The organism is Nocardia sp. NPDC050793, from assembly GCF_040654065.1.
Classification (GTDB): Bacteria; Actinomycetota; Actinomycetes; order Mycobacteriales; family Mycobacteriaceae; genus Nocardia.
On sequence record NZ_JBFAHG010000002.1, the window covers coordinates 910,926 to 927,483 of the forward strand.

Here is a 16,558-nt window from a genome sequence, read left to right on the forward strand (position 1 = left end):
TGAGGGGGGAGCGGTCAGCAGGCGACGCTGGTCAGCTGCGGGCGGCGCCGGGTGGCGGCCGAACGCACGGCGGCGCTGATCGCGACCACCGGCGGCACCCAGCGGGCCTCGTGCGGGGCGACGCCCCAGCAGGCCGACCCGGCCGAGAGCTTGCTCGGCGGCAGCGGGATGCCCGCGCCGTCGGAGTACACGGTGGCGCCCGCCTCGCGCAGCGCCTCCAGCGCCATGGCGGCCTTGCGCAGGCCGGTGACGAGGTGGATCTCGCGACGGTCGGCGCCCGGGAACTCGATCACCGGACCGGACAGGTTGTTGGCGCGCAGGAAGCGTCGTACCGCGCCGGCCAGTTCGCCACTGACCTCGATGCCGGAAATCTCGTCATCGGTGATCAGGCAGATTCCGTTGGCCGTTTCGGCGACCGTCCACCCGCGCTGGATGTAGTCCTGCGCCGCGGCGTCCATGTCGGCCGCGGAGACGGAAGTCGGAAACGAGGTGCGCACTGTTTTCTCCATTCCCCGATAGATCTGGGTCCTGCTTCATGGGTCGTATCGAGGGTCGGTGGCCCCGGCGTTACGCGATTCGGCAAAGTTTTCCGAACTGTGCAGTACGTCTCATCCGGAAGAGGTCCGGTCGGGGTCGTTCGGGCCGCTGACACGGGCCAACTTTCGGCCGCGTCGCTGTCGGGACGCTGTGTCGCCGCTGTGACGTTCCTGGGGGCTGGTCCCGCACGTGAAATGCGTGGAGGATTCGGCACATGACCGAGGAATCGAGCGGGACTCCGGTGCCCGATCCGGAGGAGTACGAGACCGAATCTCGTTGGATCGCTTGGAAAGAGTCGGCCACCAAGCGCTTCGCCAGGGCGGGCGAGCGCGACGAGGAACCCGCCGAGCCGTTCCGCAGCCCACTTGCCTTCCGGCAGTGGAGCGCCGAGACCGCGCGCGCCCTGATCGACGTGCAGTTCCACCGGACCGCGACCACCACGCTGCTGCCGCTGGCCTACATGCTCGGCCTGATCTTCGCCTTCGCCGTCCCGATCAGCATGACGGTGTGGATGTGGCAGGTTTCGGCGGTGCTCGGCGTGCTGGCGGGCCTTGTCGCGCTGCCGCTCGGTCTCTCGATCGCCGCCGCCGTGCGCCTGGTGCTGGAATTCCTGGTCAACGCCTCGCGGCTGGCCACAAGGGTGGAGCACATCAGCGAGCTGGCCGACGATCTGTTCCAGGCGCTTTCGGATGTCGCCGAGCCGGTGAACCAGCTCTCCGAGGACGTGCGCGCGGTGCAGTTCTGGCGCTTCCGTAGGCGGGGTTCGCGCAAGTAAGTAACCCGACAGAATTGCCATGGGATGATCAGGTCGAACCTTATTGTCTCTTTCAAGCCATCGGCCTGCCTGAGCCAGCGATCCTGCACTAGGTGAGTTTCGCTGTGAAACAATGCTGTTCGAGCGTGCGGGAAGGTTCCGCATGCTCGGTAGGGAGCGTCGGTATCGGCGGCACGGGAGGTCTTCGTCGTGTCACATCGACGCCTGGCGCGAGGGGGAAAGCATGGCTTTACCGCAGGGAACAACCGGATCGACCATGCCACGTCGGCAACTCGGCCGACACCTCCGCGACCTGCGCAACCGCGCCAGGATGACCACCAGAATGGCCGCCCAGCAACTGGAATGGTCGGAGGCGAAGATCTGGCGGATCGAGACCGGCCAGACCTCCCTGCGCAGCCTCGACGTCGAGGCGATGTGCAAGATCTACGGCGCGCCCGGTGATCTCGTCGGCCCGCTCACCGCGCTGGCCAAGGAGACCAAGGCCAGGGGCTGGTGGACCGCCTACAGCGATGTGCTCGGCGAGGGTTTCGAGATCTACATCGGTCTCGAGGAGGCGGCGCGTCAGCTGTCGACGTACGAGAACGAGCTGGTGCCAGGGCTTTTGCAGACAGAGGCCTATGCGAGGGCGGTGCTGAGCGCGGCGCGGCCGGACGCCTCGCCCGCCGAGATCGAGCGCAGGGTCCAGTTGCGGCTGGCCAGGCAGGCATTGATCACCCGCGGCGAATCGCCGGTGCGACTGGACGCGGTGATCAGCGAGGCGGTGCTGTGGCGGCGCGTCGGCGGCGCGGAAGTGGCGGCGGACCAGCTCGAGCACCTGCGGCGGATGAGTGACCTGCCGAATGTCCGGATCGAGACGGTGCCACCGGAATCCGGGTATCACGCCGGGATGGAGTCGGGCCGGTTCGTGATGCTCGAATTCCCCGAGGGCCGCATGGGTGAGGAGCCCGAGCCGCCGGTGGTCTATGTGGAAGCCTTCACCGGACCGGTCTACCTGGACAAGGACAGCGAAATCGACCGGTACCGGAGGGCTTTCGCGGACATCAGGTCGGTCGCCGTCGACGCGCGTCAGGTGCTCGACGACGCCCGCGCGGCAATCGCCTGATCGGACACACTCCGCCGAAAATCCGCGCGCGACCTGAGGTTTCGCCGACCGTCTAGTGCCAGGCGCGGCCGAGCACTTCGCGGTGCGTCGGCAGTGCCTGGTTGTAGACCCGCTTGCCCTTCTCGGTCAGGCAGACGAAGATCGCTCGCCGGTCGTCGGAGCACATGCTGCGCTCGACGAGTCCGTCGCGCTCCAGCCGCGCCACGGCGCGGGACAGCGCGCTCTGGCTCAGGTAGATGTCGTTGGCCAGATCGCTCATTCGGTACTTGCCGCAATCGGCGTCGACCAGCCGGTCCAGCGTCTCGAACTCGCTGAGCCCCATCTTGTGCCTGCCCTGTAGCTCTTTCTCCAGCGCACAGCTGACGGTGGCGTGCCGGTCGAGGAGCTCGCGCCATTCGCCAACCAGCTCGGTGGGCGCGACGGTGCGCCGAGCGGTGTCAGTGGTCGGCTTCGACATGGCCCCATCTTAGTGCTCCAGGCGTATGCATGCAACGACATTTAATGTGTTGGCATTTAATGCGTGCGCATGTAATGTCCTCCGCATGACTTCACCAGCAACGCTCTCGGCCGCCGACGTGGCGACCGATCCGACCAGATGGTCCGCCCGGCTCTGGGGCATGCTGATCACGCTCTGCATCGTGTTGTTCCTCGACGGTCTCGACGTCTCGATGATCGGTGTCGCGCTGCCCTCCATCGGGGCCGAACTCGATCTGTCCACCTCGACCCTCCAGTGGCTGGTGAGCGGTTATGTGCTCGGCTACGGCGGCCTGCTGCTGCTCGGCGGCCGCACCGCCGACCTGCTCGGGCGCCGCAAGGTCTTCCTGATCGCGCTGGCGGTCTTCGCACTCGCCTCGCTCGCGGGCGCGCTGGTCAGCTCCGGCCCGTTGCTGATCCTGACCCGTTTCATCAAGGGCCTGGCCGCCGCGTTCACCGCGCCGACCGGTCTGTCGATCATCACCACCAACTTCGCCGAGGGCCCCGCCCGCAACAAGGCGCTGTCCATCTACACCGTGTTCGGCGCGGGCGGCTACTCCTCCGGCCTGCTGTTCGGCGGCCTGATGACCGGCGTCGGCTGGCGCTGGACCTTCCTGCTTCCGGTGCCGATCGCGCTGGCCGCGCTGGCCGCCGCGTGGGTGCTTGTGCCCAAGGACAAGCCTGCCGAAGAGGGCGGCCACGACATCCTCGGCGCCGTGTTCTCCACCGCCGCCATGCTGCTGCTGGTCTACACGGTGGTCACCGCTCCCGAGGTGGGTTGGACCTCCGCGCGCACCTTGGGTTCGTTCGTCGCGGTGATCGCGCTGTTCGCCGCCTTCCTCGCGGTCGAGCGGCGGGTCGCGCACCCGCTGGTCCGCCTCGGCATCCTGCGCAAGTCCTCGCTGATCCGCGCCAGCCTCGCCATCGTCGCGGTCGCGGGTTCGTACTTCAGCTGGCAGTTCATCGTGACCCTGTACATGCAGGAAACTCTCGGCTGGTCGCCGCTGAAGCTGGCGCTCGCGCTGCTGCCGGTGGGTCTGCTCGTCTCGCTTTCCGCGGTGTTCTCCGACAAGCTGGTCGAACGCTTCGGCACCGGGCCGATCATCGCCGTGACCATGGTCGTGATGGGAATCGGCTACCTGCTGTTCCTGCGGCTGAACACCGACCCGTCCTACCTGACGGTGATCCTGCCCGCGGTCCTGCTGATCGGCATCGGCTGGATCGGCTTCCCCGCCATCAACATCCAGGCCACCAACGGCATCGATGACGACGAGCAGGGCCTGGCCGCGGGCGTGCTGCAGACCTCCATGCAGGTCGGCGCGGCCATCGTGCTCGCGGTGACCACCGCGATCATCGCCTCCGGCGGGCACGGTGACTCGCCCGCGGACATGCTCGACACGTACCGTCCCGGTTTGGAGTTCGCCGCAGGCGTCGCCATCGTCGGCGCGCTTGTCGCCTTGCTCGCCTTTGTGCCGAAGCGCGGCAAGCGGGCGCAGGCTGCCGCCGAACCGGAGCTCGAGCTCGTCGGCTGATCCGCAGCGGCCGACGACAATCGGACGCCACGTCCGGCAGCACTCGCTGTCGGACGTGGCGTCCGGCTTTTCGAAGAACTCAGGAGAACGGCGGCGCGGCGGCGTCTTTGGGGGAGCGCACGTAGGTCAGCGGCGCGCCGTCGCGGCCGGCCTTCGGCCATTCGATCCCCAGCCGAGGGTCGAAAGCGTCCAGGTCCCTGTCGAATTCGGGGGTGTACTCGATGGAGCACAGATAGGTGACCGTCGACTCGTCCTCCAGCGAGAGGATGGCGTGGCCCAGTCCTTCGGACAGGAACACCGAGCGCCGGTCCACGTCGTCGAGCAGCACGCTGTCCCAGCGACCGTAGGTCGGCGAGCCGGGGCGCAGATCCACCACCACGTCCAGGAAGGCGCCGCGCACGCAGGTCACGTATTTGGCCTGGCCGGGCGGGTCTTCGGTGTAGTGGATCCCGCGCAGCACGCCTGCGGCCGAGACCGAGCAGTTCACCTGGTGCAGCTCGAACGGCCGTCCGGTCGCCTTCTCGAACTCGGAGGCCTTGAACGACTCGACGAAGGTGCCACGCTCGTCCTGGAACCGGCGCGGGGTGACCACCCACGCGCCGGGCACCGCGAGCTCCCGGATTTCCATGCTCACCAATCCCGGCCGCGTTCCAGCAGATCGATCAGGTAGCCGCCGTAGCCGGACCGGACGAGCGGCTCGGCGCGGGCGCGCAATTGCTCGTCATCGATGTACCCCATCCGCCAGGCGACCTCCTCCGGCACGCCGATCTTCAGACCCTGCCGCTCCTCGATGGTGCGCACGTAGTTGGCGGCGTCCAGCAGCGAGTCGAAAGTGCCGGTGTCCAGCCAGGCGGTGCCGCGGGCGAGCACGTCGACGCGCAGCCGGTCCTGTTCCAGGTAGGCGCGGTTGATGTCGGTGATCTCGTATTCGCCGCGCGCCGAAGGCCGCAGTCCGCGGGCGATCTCCACCACGTCGTTGTCGTAGAAGTACAGCCCGGGGATGGCGTAGTTGGAGCGCGGGACCTTGGGCTTCTCCTCGATCGACACCGCACGTCCTTCGGTGAACTCGACGACGCCGTAGGCGGTCGGGTCCGACACCCAGTACGCGAACACCGCGCCGCCGTCGATCCCGGCGAACCGGTTCAGGCTGGTGCCGAGGCCGGGCCCGTGGAAGATGTTGTCACCGAGCACGAGGGCCGCGCACTCGTTGCCGATGTGATCCGCGCCGAGCACGAAGGCGCGCGCGAGGCCGTCCGGCTCGGGTTGCACGACGTAGCTGATCGAGATGCCGAACTGGGAGCCGTCGCCGAGCAGCCTGGCGAACGCGTCGGCGTCCTCCGGTGTGGTGATCACCAGGATGTCCTTGATGCCCGCGAGCATCAGGGTGGACAGCGGGTAATAGACCATCGGTTTGTCGTAGACCGGCACCAGCTGCTTGCTAACACCGCGCGTGATCGGGTGAAGCCGGGAACCGGTGCCGCCCGCCAAGATGATTCCGCGCATGCCCAGGAGTCTGCCAGTTCGACCGCTCCCGGATTCGGGGAGGTTCCGACTCGTGCACGAATTCATCACGAATGTTTCGCTGCCTGGCGTGCCGGGCGATTGATGTTGCATGGATCACATTCCCGTGGTCTTCTGAAACACGCTGCGACATGAGCGATGGCCTCGGAGGCGGTCGCGAATGTACGCAGCGTGAGATGTCGGCGCTGACTCTCGCCCGCGGCCCGCCTGAACGGTTCGGTTCCGCCAGGTCGGGTTCGGCGCGCCAGGATGAGGTAGGTGCGCGATGACAGCGACCACGGGCGAGGGCTCCGCCGTCGTGATGAATCCGGACGGCCCGAGCGCCGCGGCGCGGCTGCTGCTGGCGACCTGCCGCGGTGTGGTGCGGCCGATGCTGCGGGTCGCCCCGATCACCAGGGCCACCATCCCGGTCGGCGCGTTCGCCATCGACGGGCTGGCCCGATTGCGTCCGGCCCCGCACGGCATCGACCGCGAGCAGGTCAGCCTGGGTGGTTTCCGGATGGAGATCGTGCGCCCCTCCGGCGCGGGGCGGGCCATGCGACACGGCGCGGTGCTGTACATGCACGGCGGCGGGTTCGCGGTGTGCGGGCTGGAGACGCACCGACCGGTCGCGGCCAGCCTGGCCAGGCGTATCGGTCTTCCGGTGGTCAACGTCGACTATCGCCAGCTCCCCGCGGGCAGCATCGGCCGGTCGATCGAGGATTGCCTCACCGCCTACCGCTGGCTGCTCCGGCACGGCGCCGATCCGGCGCGAATCGTCTTCGCCGGTGATTCCGCGGGCGGCTACCTGAGTTTCGCGACCGCGCTGCGCGCGATACAGGCCGGGCTGCCCGCGCCGGCCGGGTTGATCGGACTGAGCCCGCTGCTCGACCTGGACTACGCGGCCAAACGCGACTACGTCAACGTCGCGCGCGACCCTTATATCCCGCTGTCGGCGCTGGAGGCGGTCGTGAAGCTCGGCGCGGAGATCGACGGCGCGCTCGATCCGCTGCTCTCGCCGGTGAACGGCGCGCTCGCCGGGCTGCCCCCGGTGCTGATGATCGCCGCGGAGGACGAGGTGCTGCGCTACGACTGCGAGCTGATGGCACGGCGGCTCACTGCGGCGGGCGTACCGCATGCGGTGGAGCTGTGGCGCGGCCAGGTACACGCGTTCATGAGCATCGCCCCGAACCTGCCTGAATCCCGGGCTGCGCTCGGCCGGGTCGCGCGCTTCGTGCGCACCAGGTTCGAGCAGTTGGAGCAGGCTCGGACGGCCTGATCACGGTCGGCCGGACGAGTCTCGTCCCGCCCCGGGCCCGCGCCCGGGGCGGGATACTCGGCGCATTACCTCACTTCGCGGGGAACGGCGCGTTGATCGTGGTGAAGTACTGGGCGACCGCCGCGACAGCGACGGGCGCGGTCACGAACAGCTGACCGGCGACCACGCCGAGCGGGCCGATCGCGGCGACTCCGCCGAGACAGCCGACGGCGGCCGCGGGCAGGAACGGCCCGAACAGTCCCGCGATGGTGGCCGCGGCCACGGATGCGCCCACGATGCCGCCGAGCACGCAGCCGACCGCAGCGCCACCCAAACCGCCGAGCAGCGCGCCCATGCTCACCCCGAGGCCGATGGTGCTCGACATCCGCGCCCAAGCGGCCTGCTCGCGCTCGTACTCGGACTTCCACGGCGCCTTGTCCTCGAAGGGCAGGGCGACCGGCTCGTAGACGGCCTTGTCCATGGACAGCTGTGGGCTCAGGGTCGCGGTGCGGCCGGAAATCTGTGCGGCGATGGGGAATTCGAAGTCGTCGACGCGGAACTTCAGCGGGGTGCCCGCGAGGACGGTGCCGTCGTCGGCCCTGATCTCGAGGATGTCGTCGGCGATCACGAGCGCTCCGGCGTCGATGCCGAGCACGGCGGTGTCGCCGGTGGCGCTCGCCGTGAAGCCCACCGCCTCGGCGTCTGCGGCGGCGGTGCCCGCGGTGCTCGCCACGACGGCGACCAGCAGCCAGGCGGTTGCGGCGAATTTCCTCATCAGCATTTGTCCGTATCCCTTATTCGCGATGTGCCAGGAACTGCGCGCGGAGTGGAAAACAATTGGTAACCATACGAATCGGCAATGTTAAGATTGTGTTCACTCGATTACCGGTCCGCTTCGGCAATTCCCTGTTCGGAGCCGTTCGATCCCCGGCTCTGCATCGACGTTAAAACCTTGACCTTGGGTCAGGTCAAGTGTGCGGTGGCGCGACATGCGGCGGCCGTGCCTTGGTTGCGGAGAATGTGCGCCCGCTGTGGCGGCTGCGCATCGGAGTAGACGTCGCCCGGTACGCGAAAGCCCCACCCGGTCGGCCGGGTGGGGCTTTCTGGTTCGCGTCTTCAGTTGTGCGAATTCAGTTGTGCGGCAAGCCGTTCAGAATTACTTGGCCGGAGGCGTGAACGGCTGGTTGATGGTGGCGAAGTACTGGATCGCAGCACCGATCGCCACCGGGGCGGTGATGAAGATCTGGCCGGCGAGGGCGCCGAGGGCACCCACGGCCAGGATGCCGCCGATGCAGCCGACGGCCGCGGCCGGAATGAACGGACCGAACAGGCCGACGATGGTGGCCGACGCGACGGTCGCGCCCGCGATGCCGCCGAGGACACAGCCCACAGCGCCGCCGCCGAGGCCGCCGACCAGGGTGCCGATGGTGGCGCCCATGCTGATGGTGTCCTTCAGGCGGTTGAACGCGGCGAGCTCACGGTCGTACTCGTTCTTCCACGGCGCCTTGTCCTCGTAGGGCAGGGCGACCGGCTTGTACACGGCCTTGTCAACGTCGAGCTGCGGCGTCAGAGTCGCAGTGCGGTCGGAGATCTCGGCGGCGATCGGGAGCTCGAACTCGTCGACGCGGAACTTCAGCGGGGTGCCCGCGACCACGGTGCCGTCGGCGGCCTTGATCTTGAGGGCGTCATCCTCGACGACCAGCGAGCCGGAGTCGAGGGTGATGATCGACTGGGTGTCGGTGGACTTCGCGGTGAAGTTGATCGGCGCGTCGGCGGCCGGAGCCTCAGGGGCCGCGTTGACGGTGCCTGCGGTGACGCCGAGGGCGGCGATCAGCAGCGCCGAGGTGGCGGCGAATTTCCTCATCAGCATTTCGTTTGGATCCTCGATGTGAAGCGTTCGGAGGGGACTAGATGATCGAAATCTAGACCAGCTAACGCGTGGTGAACCGGTTGTGACCGTTAATTCAAATTTTGTTCACCATCATGACTCACAGTGCGGTGCGAACTCGGAAACGTACACGCGGAACAGGGATTTCGACGGCGAACCAAACCGGTCGTCACTTTCTACCCAAAAGTAGTGAGACGAAGGTCACATGCACGCTCTCCAGAACGTCCGTACCTTTCATAGCCCACCGTCATAGAGGTCGGGACCCGATCCACGTAAAGTCGTGGGGTGCGATTGCTCGTAACCGGCGGTGCCGGCTTCATCGGTGCGAATTTCGTCCACCAGACGGTGGCCGAGCGACCCGACACGACAGTGACCGTGTTGGACGCCCTGACCTACGCGGGTAACAAGGCGTCGCTCGAACCGGTCGCGGGCCGAATCGATTTCGTGCACGGCGATATCGCCGATCTCGACCTGGTCGACGAACTGGTCAGCGGGGTCGACGCCGTGGTCCATTTCGCCGCCGAATCGCACAACGACAACTCGCTGACCGAGCCGTGGCCGTTCGTGCAGACCAATATCGTCGGCACCTACGCGCTGCTGCAGGCCGTGCGCCGCCACGACGTGCGCTACCACCACGTCTCCACCGACGAGGTGTACGGCGACCTCACCGCCGACGAGCCCGCCTTCACCGAGCGCACCCCGTACAACCCGTCCAGCCCGTACTCCGCGACGAAGGCGTCCAGCGATCTGCTGGTCCGGGCCTGGGCCCGCTCCTTCGGCGTGCGCGCGACGCTGTCCAACTGCAGCAACAACTACGGGCCCTACCAGCACGTGGAGAAGTTCATCCCGCGCCAGATCACCAATCTGATCGACGGCGTGCGGCCCCGGCTCTACGGCGCGGGTCATCAGATCCGCGACTGGATCCACGTCGACGATCACAACCGGGCGGTCTGGGACATCCTCGACCGCGGCCGCGTCGGCCAGACCTATCTGATCGGCGCGAACGGCGAGCTCGACAACAAGACCGTGGTGCGGATGCTGCTCGAGGCGTTCGATCGCGATCCCGACGATTTCGACCACGTCACCGACCGTCCCGGCCACGACCAGCGCTACGCGATCGACGCCACGTTGCTGCGCACCGAACTCGGCTGGGAACCGCGTTACGCCGACTTCCGCGCGGGCTTGGCGGCCACCATCCAGTGGTACCGGGACAACGAATCCTGGTGGCGCCCGGACAAAGCCGCGACCGAACGCGCCTACGCGGCGGCGGGCGAGCAGACCCTGGGATCCGTGTAACCGACCGGGTTCCGTAGCCTGCCGCGCTTGTGCGTCGGCGGGGAATTCAGCGCAGCGGTGAGTGATTCAGCGCGGCGGCGCGAGGCGCGAGCGTGCGGGATCAGCCCCAGACGATCGTGCTGTACTTCGCGACCGAGGCGATCAGCGCGACCGAGCTCGCGACGACGATCGTGACGGCAGCGCCCGACGTCGGCGTCTTCCCCCTGGCATCGGTGAGCCGCAACGGCATCCAACGCAGCAGCGCCGCGAAGGCGATCAGCGCCAGCGGCACGAAGTACCGGCCCTGCACGCCGTCGATGATGTAGTAGCCGACCGGCGTGAACGACATGTACAGCGTCACGTAGATCATCGCGACGCTGGCCGCCACGGTGAGCGCGACGATCAGCGTGCGCACGAACGTGGCGGTGCGCGGGTTCATCCGGTCCGCGATGCCGAGGCTCACCGCGAAGGCGAGCAGGCAGGCCAGCATCGCGATGGCAGGCACGTCGATGTAGGCGAAGCCGAGCTCGCCGAAGAACTGGGTGAACCAGCGCTGATCGCGGTAGAAGATGCTGTCGCCGAAGACGTTCAGGAAGTGCAGCGGATCACCGAGTATCTCGCCGAGTTGTTCACCGGGTTTGACGGTGTACCACTGGTGGCGCGGGCGCATCAGGCTCATGCCGTCGCCGGTCGGCGCGGCGATTTTCATCCAGACCGCGAAAACCAGCGCGCCCCCGGCGGCGAACGCCCACGGCACGAGTCGTCGCCAGCTGAAGCCGGAACCCGCCGCGGCGCCGAAGAACGCGAAGCGGTCCACCGGAACCAGCACCACCAACATGGCGAGCAGCACGTAGGTCGGCTTGCTGACCGGAAGCAGCAGCGTCGCGCCGAGCAGCGCGGCCGTCTCGGTGCGGGTCAGCCGGTTGCCGAGGAACAGCGCCTTGATCAGCAGCGCGGACACCATGATGGCCAAGGCGTTGGTGAGGGTGTCGGCGGTGACCGTGCCCGCCTGGAACACCGCGATCGGCAGCACGGCGACGGTGAACGCGAGCCACTGCACCCGGTGCGCGCGCAGCGCGTACAGGCCGAAACCGACCACGACCAGATAGCTGAGCAGACCCGCGAGCCTGGTCAGTGTCACCATCGAGCCCACGTCGAGATCGAGCAGCGCGGCGGCCCGGATGCCCACGGCGGCGGGCACATACGGCACGGGGGAGTAGGCGGCGGTGTTGGTGAACCACACCGGCTCCATCGGCGAATCGACCTGGGCGCTCTTCAGCCGGTCGTACGCGCCGGGATCGGACACCATCGCACCCGGCTCTTCCGGGTTGTCCTGGTAGTCGCGGAACGAGTAGCCCATCAGCGCGTCGATGCTGACGGGCACGTCACCGCCGTAGGCGAGGCCGCGATCGTCCTGGATCCGCTGCGGCAGGAATCCGCCGTATGCGACCTGGTAGGCGCGGCCGAACTGGGTGATCTCGTCGTGGCCCCAGAACGGCGGGGTGAGCACCGTGAACAACGTGCCGAAGAGCGTGGTGAGCACGGCGAAAGCGACCGTCGCCGCGCCGAAGCGAGTCACGATCGCGCGCGCGGCCTTCTCGACCGCGCCCGGCGACTTCGCCGAATCCTGTTCATGCGCATCGGCTTCGGCCTCGGGCGCCGTCTCGGCAGGGTCGGCGGAAGCCGGTGCGCCGTCCTTGTGGCCAGATCCGTTGGTCGGCGCCGTGCCCGCTTCGGTCTCCTCGGTGGTGCCGCGATCGGCGGACATCGTCACCGCGTGTTCCCACGGGTCTGCGCGTCACCGCCGTTTCGGAACGGGTCGTCGTCCGCGGCGACCGCCGAATACCGCAGGTAGACCAGGCGCGCGGCCTCGTGCCGGGAACGACGGATGCCGTCGAGGATCAATCCGGCGGTCCAGGCCAGGCTGCCCAGCAGCAGCAGGGTGAAGCCGAGGAACAGGGTGGGGAAGCGCGGAACCTCGTGCGTCCTGGTGAACTCGATGACGATCGGGATCGTCAGCACGATCGAGACCAGCCAGCTCAGCGTGCCGAACAACCCGTAGAACGCGACCGGGCGCTCGTGCCTGGCCAGGCCGATGATCAACGCGAGGATCTTGAAACCGTCGTGGTAGGTGCGCAGCTTGGACTCGCTGCCCGCCGGGCGATCGCGGAAGCCGACCGGCACTGCGGTCTGCGGCACCCGAAGGTGCAGCGAGTGCACGGTCAGCTCGGTCTCGATCTCGAACTCGCGGGAGACCGCGGGGAAGCTCTTGACGAAGCGGCGCGAGAACACCCGGAAGCCGCTGAGCATGTCTTCGACGTTCTCGCCGAACACCTTGCCGACCACGCCGTTGAGCACCCGGTTGCCGGTCTCGTGGCCCGCGCGGTACGCGGTGCCGGTGGCGTCCTGCTTGCGCACGCCGAGCACGTGATCGTAGGGGCCGTCGAGCAGCGTCTTGATCATCCGCGGGGCGTCGCCGGCCTCGTAGGTGTCGTCGCCGTCGATCATCAGGTAGACGTCGGCCTCGATGTCGGCGAAAGCGCGCCGCACCACGTTGCCCTTGCCCTTGGTGTGTTCCTGACGGACGATCGCGCCTGCCTCGCGGGCGAGCTCGGAGGTCCGGTCGGTGCTCAGGTTGTCGTAGACGTAGACGACGATTCCCGGCACGGCGGCCTGCAGGTCGGCGACGACCTTGGCCACCGAGGCCTCCTCGTTGTGGCACGGGACCACGGCGGCAATACGAAGCTCGGTGGAGTCCACCCGGGGTCATTCCTCGATGTCGGCGTGAATGGGGAACATCGGGAGGGTACATGGCTCACGGCCTCCGGCGCGCACCCGAGGCATTCAGGTGCTGGGGTACCGTCGCCCGGTGTCTTCCCCCGAGCAGCCCGTGTCCGTTCCCGAGCGCTCCACTCGATCGACGCAGACCGAACCCGCGCAGCCTGCGCCCGAGTCCGCCCTCACCGCCGCGGCGAGCGTGCCGCTGACCGCCAAGGTGACCGGCGCACTGCGCAAGGGCGCGGCCTTCCTGGTGGTCGGTGCGATCGGGTTCCTCGTCGACGCGGGCACCTACAACGCGCTGGTGTTCTGGGGTGGCGAAGGTGTGCTGTACCACTCACCGCTGCCCGCCAAGATCATCGCGATCGCGGTCGCGACGGTGGTGACCTACTTCGGCAACAAGTGGTGGACCTTCGGCCACCAGCAGACCGGTAATCCGGCGCGGGAGTATCTGCTCTACGCGGTGTTCAACGTGATCGCCATCGGCCTGCAACTGGGCTGCCTCGGCTTCTCCCGCTACGTTCTCGACCTGTCGAGCCCGCTGTCGGACAACATCTCGGGAACGCTCGTCGGCCAGATCGTCGCGGTGGTCTTCCGGTATTGGGCCTATGACAAATTCGTCTTTACCGGCGAACCGGCAAACAAACAGCAACAATAGTGGGTGAGGTACCCCTGGTTGCTGGACGGGCAGGGTCCGACGTCGGTTGATATCCTCGCTCCCGCCGCGCACGGTATCCAGGGACGTGTCTGTCCCGTCGGCAATAAATGAGGATTTCGAGGACTTCATGGAGCAGTCGGCTACCCAGGCCGTTACCGAATCGAACGATCACGCTACGCCCGCCGCCGCGCCCGCTTCGTTGCGTGCCGATCACCGGGCACCGGACAGGTTGGTCCTGCAGCGTGGCATCTTCACCGGTCCATCGGCCAAGGTGAGCGACGAACTCTACGCGGTGGTCAAGGGACGCTCGACGCGCGAACGACTGGCGTTGCACCTGGACAAGGGCGCCACCGCCCACACCAACACCTACTTCGGCCGATTCTCGGCCAGCTACTGGCAGCGCTGGACCACTGTCACCGAGGTCCGCGCCACGATGGTGCTCGACGTGACGAAGAAGGCCAGGATCAGGCTGGTCGCCTCGGACATCGCGGGCCACCGCAGGATCATCGACACCGCGACGGTCGACGCGAGCGGTCCGCTCACCCTGACCGCGCCGCTCGACCAGTACGTCGACGGCGGCGCGATGTGGCTGGAATTCGACGCCGACGGCGGTGAGCTCGGCATCTCCGAACTCACCTGGTCCTCCGTCGCCCCCGAGCGCATCCGCCCGGTGGCCATCGCGATCTGCACCTTCAACCGGGCCGCTGACTGCGCCGAGACGGTGGCCGCGCTGGCCTCCGACGCCACCGTGCTCGCCGCCATCGATGCGGTCTACGTGGTGGATCAGGGCACCGACCTGGTGCAGGACCGGCCGCGGTACCAGGAGGTGCAGCCCGTCTTCGGCGACAAACTGCGCTACATCCGTCAGCCGAATCTGGGCGGCGCGGGCGGCTTCACGCGCGGGCTCTACGAGGTCTCCGCGGTGAACGAGCACGCGGACGTCATCCTGATGGACGACGACATCCTGTGCGAACCGGAAACGGTGCTGCGGCTCAACGCCTTCGCCAACATGACGGTGGAACCCATGCTGGTCGGCGCGCAGATGCTGTTCCTGCTCAACCCCGACTACCTCAACGTCGGCGCCGAGGAAGTGCACCTGCACGAGCTGCGGCACGGCCAGAAGGTGCCCAAGGCGCTGCGCAACACCAGCATGCTCAAGAAGAACCAGGAGCGCCGCGTCGACGCGGGCTACAACGCCTGGTGGACCTGCCTGATCCCGGCCGAGGTGGTCGCGAAGATCGGGCTGCCGATTCCGATCTTCTTCCAGTGGGACGACGTGGAGTACGGCGTGCGCGCGCGGGAGCACGGTTTCGTCACCGTCACGCTGCCCAACGCGGCGGTCTGGCACGCGGACTTCTACTGGAAGGACTACGACGACTGGGCGCGCTACTTCAGCACGCGCAACTCGCTCATCGTCGGAGCCATGCACGCCGATCTGGACGGCAAGAAGATCACCAAACAGCTGTTCCGCAACATCGCCGAGCACCTGGTCGCCATGCAGTACGGGCTGGTGCACACGACGCTGCAGGGCATCGAGGACTTCCTGGAGGGGCCGAAGGTGCTGCGCGACGGCGGTATCGCCGCGCTGGCCGCGGCCCGCACCAGCCGCGCCGACTACGGCGAGACGATCAAGCACCCGGCTGCGACGCCGCCGGTGCGCGCGGCCGACATCCAGTTGCGCCGGGCGAACGGCGAGCCGAGCCGGGAAGCGCTGGTGCTCGTCAAGCGCGCGATCAACCAGTGGTTCGGCCGCACCCAGCACGGCCTGATCGGGGTCACCCGCGAGGACGCGCACTGGTGGCACGTCTCGCTGTTCGATCACGTCGTGGTCACCGACGCCTCGCAGTCCGGCGTCCGGGTCCGGCAGCGCGACAAGGTACGCGCCCGCGCGCTGCTGCGGCGCACGTTCCACGTGCTGCGTCGCCTGCGCAAGGAACTGCCCACCCTGCAGGAGCAGTACCGCGCCGCCATGCCCGAACTCACCAGCCGCGCCAACTGGGAGCGCCTCTACGGCATCAGGGACTGAGCCGGAACGCGGCGCCGTCGTCACGGCGGCGCCGCGGGACGGTCACACCAATTCGGGTACGCGCAGGTGCGCGAGCGCCAGCTCGAATTCGCGGACGTCGATCACCCGCATGCCCGCGCGCTTGGTATTGGTTTCGCGCATCGCCGTGGCCTGCTCGCGGTTGCGGTCCATCGCGTCCGCGCTGTCGAAGGTGACGGTGGAGACGCCGCGGCCGGAAGCGCGGTCGACCATCAGGCTCGCGCTGCAGAAGCCTTCCAGGCTTTCCAACTCGGGCAGAGCGTGAGATTTGTAGGTCTCGATCGCCGTATCGGCTCGATTCGGGTCACCCTCCACCCAAACCGCGCGCACACAGGCGCCTTCTCGTGAGCGGTGGTCGCGGTGCAGCACGGCGATATCCCATTCCTGGACTTCCGCGTTGCCGCCGAATGCCTCGGCCGCGCGCTCCCGGATCGGCCGCACCCGGACCGCGCTGTCGTGCATCGCTTGCTCGGTCTCCCACGCCGTCGTGATTATGCATCGCCCGGAACGTCGGTCGACCAGCAATGACAGCCCGACACAGCCGCGTATGCCTTCCACCGCGGGCATTACTACGTCGCGCACGTGCGCGATCCCGGCGTCTATCTCGGAGGTTCGCGCATGAATAGTGGTAGAACGTGCGAACACGGTCCACCCCCTCTGTGCTCGGGGCAGCGCCCCGGTGGCGCCACCGGTACATCTCACACTTCTCCGCCAGCGACTTTCAGGCAATAGGCCGC

Annotated in this window: 16 protein-coding genes; 7 read left to right on the forward strand and 9 right to left on the reverse strand. The window is 67.7% G+C overall.

Annotation, left to right across the window (positions count from 1 at the left end):
* Window positions 1–14 precede the first annotated feature (14 nt).
* A complete protein-coding gene (locus AB0H50_RS09585; protein WP_357448963.1) occupies window positions 15–497 on the reverse strand; it encodes a hypothetical protein in 483 nt (160 codons plus the stop codon).
* 254 nt (window positions 498–751) lie between these two features.
* Here AB0H50_RS09585 and AB0H50_RS09590 point away from each other — a divergent pair, with 254 nt between their 5' ends.
* Together AB0H50_RS09590 and AB0H50_RS09595 are read left to right on the forward strand one after the other, a co-directional pair.
* Complete coding sequence (locus AB0H50_RS09590) at window positions 752–1,312, forward strand: DUF4282 domain-containing protein (protein ID WP_357448965.1); 561 nt, start codon at window positions 752–754, stop codon at window positions 1,310–1,312.
* Between the two features lie 256 nt (window positions 1,313–1,568).
* Window positions 1,569–2,414 (forward strand): helix-turn-helix transcriptional regulator, encoded by an 846-nt coding sequence (locus AB0H50_RS09595; RefSeq protein ID WP_357448967.1) that lies wholly within the window; start codon window positions 1,569–1,571, stop codon window positions 2,412–2,414.
* Window positions 2,415–2,466: 52 nt separating this feature from the next.
* Here the strand turns inward: AB0H50_RS09595 and AB0H50_RS09600 are convergent, their stop codons facing one another.
* Entirely contained in the window at window positions 2,467–2,871 is a 405-nt protein-coding gene (locus tag AB0H50_RS09600; RefSeq protein ID WP_357448969.1) for a MarR family transcriptional regulator, read from the reverse strand.
* Between the two features lie 85 nt (window positions 2,872–2,956).
* Between AB0H50_RS09600 and AB0H50_RS09605 the strand changes: the two genes are divergently transcribed.
* The gene (locus AB0H50_RS09605; RefSeq protein ID WP_357448971.1) at window positions 2,957–4,420 is read left to right on the forward strand and encodes an MFS transporter; all 1,464 of its coding nucleotides are present in this window, start codon (window positions 2,957–2,959) and stop codon (window positions 4,418–4,420) included.
* A 79-nt stretch (window positions 4,421–4,499) separates the two neighbouring features.
* Here the strand turns inward: AB0H50_RS09605 and rfbC are convergent, their stop codons facing one another.
* The gene (gene rfbC, locus AB0H50_RS09610; RefSeq protein WP_357448972.1) at window positions 4,500–5,048 is read right to left on the reverse strand and encodes a dTDP-4-dehydrorhamnose 3,5-epimerase; all 549 of its coding nucleotides are present in this window, start codon (window positions 5,046–5,048) and stop codon (window positions 4,500–4,502) included.
* 2 nt (window positions 5,049–5,050) lie between these two features.
* The gene (gene rfbA, locus AB0H50_RS09615) at window positions 5,051–5,923 is read right to left on the reverse strand and encodes a glucose-1-phosphate thymidylyltransferase RfbA (protein ID WP_357448974.1); all 873 of its coding nucleotides are present in this window, start codon (window positions 5,921–5,923) and stop codon (window positions 5,051–5,053) included.
* Between the two features lie 283 nt (window positions 5,924–6,206).
* Between rfbA and AB0H50_RS09620 the strand changes: the two genes are divergently transcribed.
* A complete protein-coding gene (locus tag AB0H50_RS09620) occupies window positions 6,207–7,199 on the forward strand; it encodes an alpha/beta hydrolase (protein ID WP_357448976.1) in 993 nt (330 codons plus the stop codon).
* A gap of 70 nt (window positions 7,200–7,269) precedes the next feature.
* Here AB0H50_RS09620 and AB0H50_RS09625 read toward each other — a convergent pair whose 3' ends face one another.
* Together AB0H50_RS09625 and AB0H50_RS09630 are read right to left on the reverse strand one after the other, a co-directional pair.
* Window positions 7,270–7,959 carry a hypothetical protein gene (locus tag AB0H50_RS09625; protein WP_357448978.1) on the reverse strand — a complete coding sequence of 230 codons (690 nt, stop codon included), beginning with the start codon at window positions 7,957–7,959 and terminating at the stop codon, window positions 7,270–7,272.
* A 375-nt stretch (window positions 7,960–8,334) separates the two neighbouring features.
* Entirely contained in the window at window positions 8,335–9,048 is a 714-nt protein-coding gene (locus tag AB0H50_RS09630; protein WP_357448979.1) for a hypothetical protein, read from the reverse strand.
* 303 nt (window positions 9,049–9,351) lie between these two features.
* Here AB0H50_RS09630 and rfbB point away from each other — a divergent pair, with 303 nt between their 5' ends.
* Window positions 9,352–10,362 (forward strand): dTDP-glucose 4,6-dehydratase, encoded by a 1,011-nt coding sequence (gene rfbB, locus AB0H50_RS09635; protein WP_357448981.1) that lies wholly within the window; start codon window positions 9,352–9,354, stop codon window positions 10,360–10,362.
* A 100-nt stretch (window positions 10,363–10,462) separates the two neighbouring features.
* Here rfbB and AB0H50_RS09640 read toward each other — a convergent pair whose 3' ends face one another.
* Together AB0H50_RS09640 and AB0H50_RS09645 are read right to left on the reverse strand one after the other, a co-directional pair.
* Window positions 10,463–12,109, reverse strand: coding sequence for a DUF2142 domain-containing protein (locus AB0H50_RS09640; protein ID WP_357449411.1), 1,647 nt, complete (start codon window positions 12,107–12,109; stop codon window positions 10,463–10,465).
* Window positions 12,110–12,111: 2 nt separating this feature from the next.
* On the reverse strand, window positions 12,112–13,101 hold the full coding sequence (locus AB0H50_RS09645; RefSeq protein ID WP_357448983.1) for a glycosyltransferase: 990 nt from the start codon (window positions 13,099–13,101) through the stop codon (window positions 12,112–12,114).
* 109 nt (window positions 13,102–13,210) lie between these two features.
* Here AB0H50_RS09645 and AB0H50_RS09650 point away from each other — a divergent pair, with 109 nt between their 5' ends.
* Both AB0H50_RS09650 and AB0H50_RS09655 read left to right on the forward strand, forming a co-directional pair.
* The gene (locus AB0H50_RS09650) at window positions 13,211–13,777 is read left to right on the forward strand and encodes a GtrA family protein (RefSeq protein WP_357448985.1); all 567 of its coding nucleotides are present in this window, start codon (window positions 13,211–13,213) and stop codon (window positions 13,775–13,777) included.
* A 127-nt stretch (window positions 13,778–13,904) separates the two neighbouring features.
* Window positions 13,905–15,803 carry a glycosyltransferase gene (locus tag AB0H50_RS09655; protein ID WP_357448987.1) on the forward strand — a complete coding sequence of 633 codons (1,899 nt, stop codon included), beginning with the start codon at window positions 13,905–13,907 and terminating at the stop codon, window positions 15,801–15,803.
* 42 nt (window positions 15,804–15,845) lie between these two features.
* Here AB0H50_RS09655 and AB0H50_RS09660 read toward each other — a convergent pair whose 3' ends face one another.
* Window positions 15,846–16,466, reverse strand: a complete 621-nt coding sequence (locus AB0H50_RS09660) for a hypothetical protein (protein ID WP_357448989.1) — start codon at window positions 16,464–16,466, stop codon at window positions 15,846–15,848.
* Window positions 16,467–16,558: the final 92 nt, after the last annotated feature.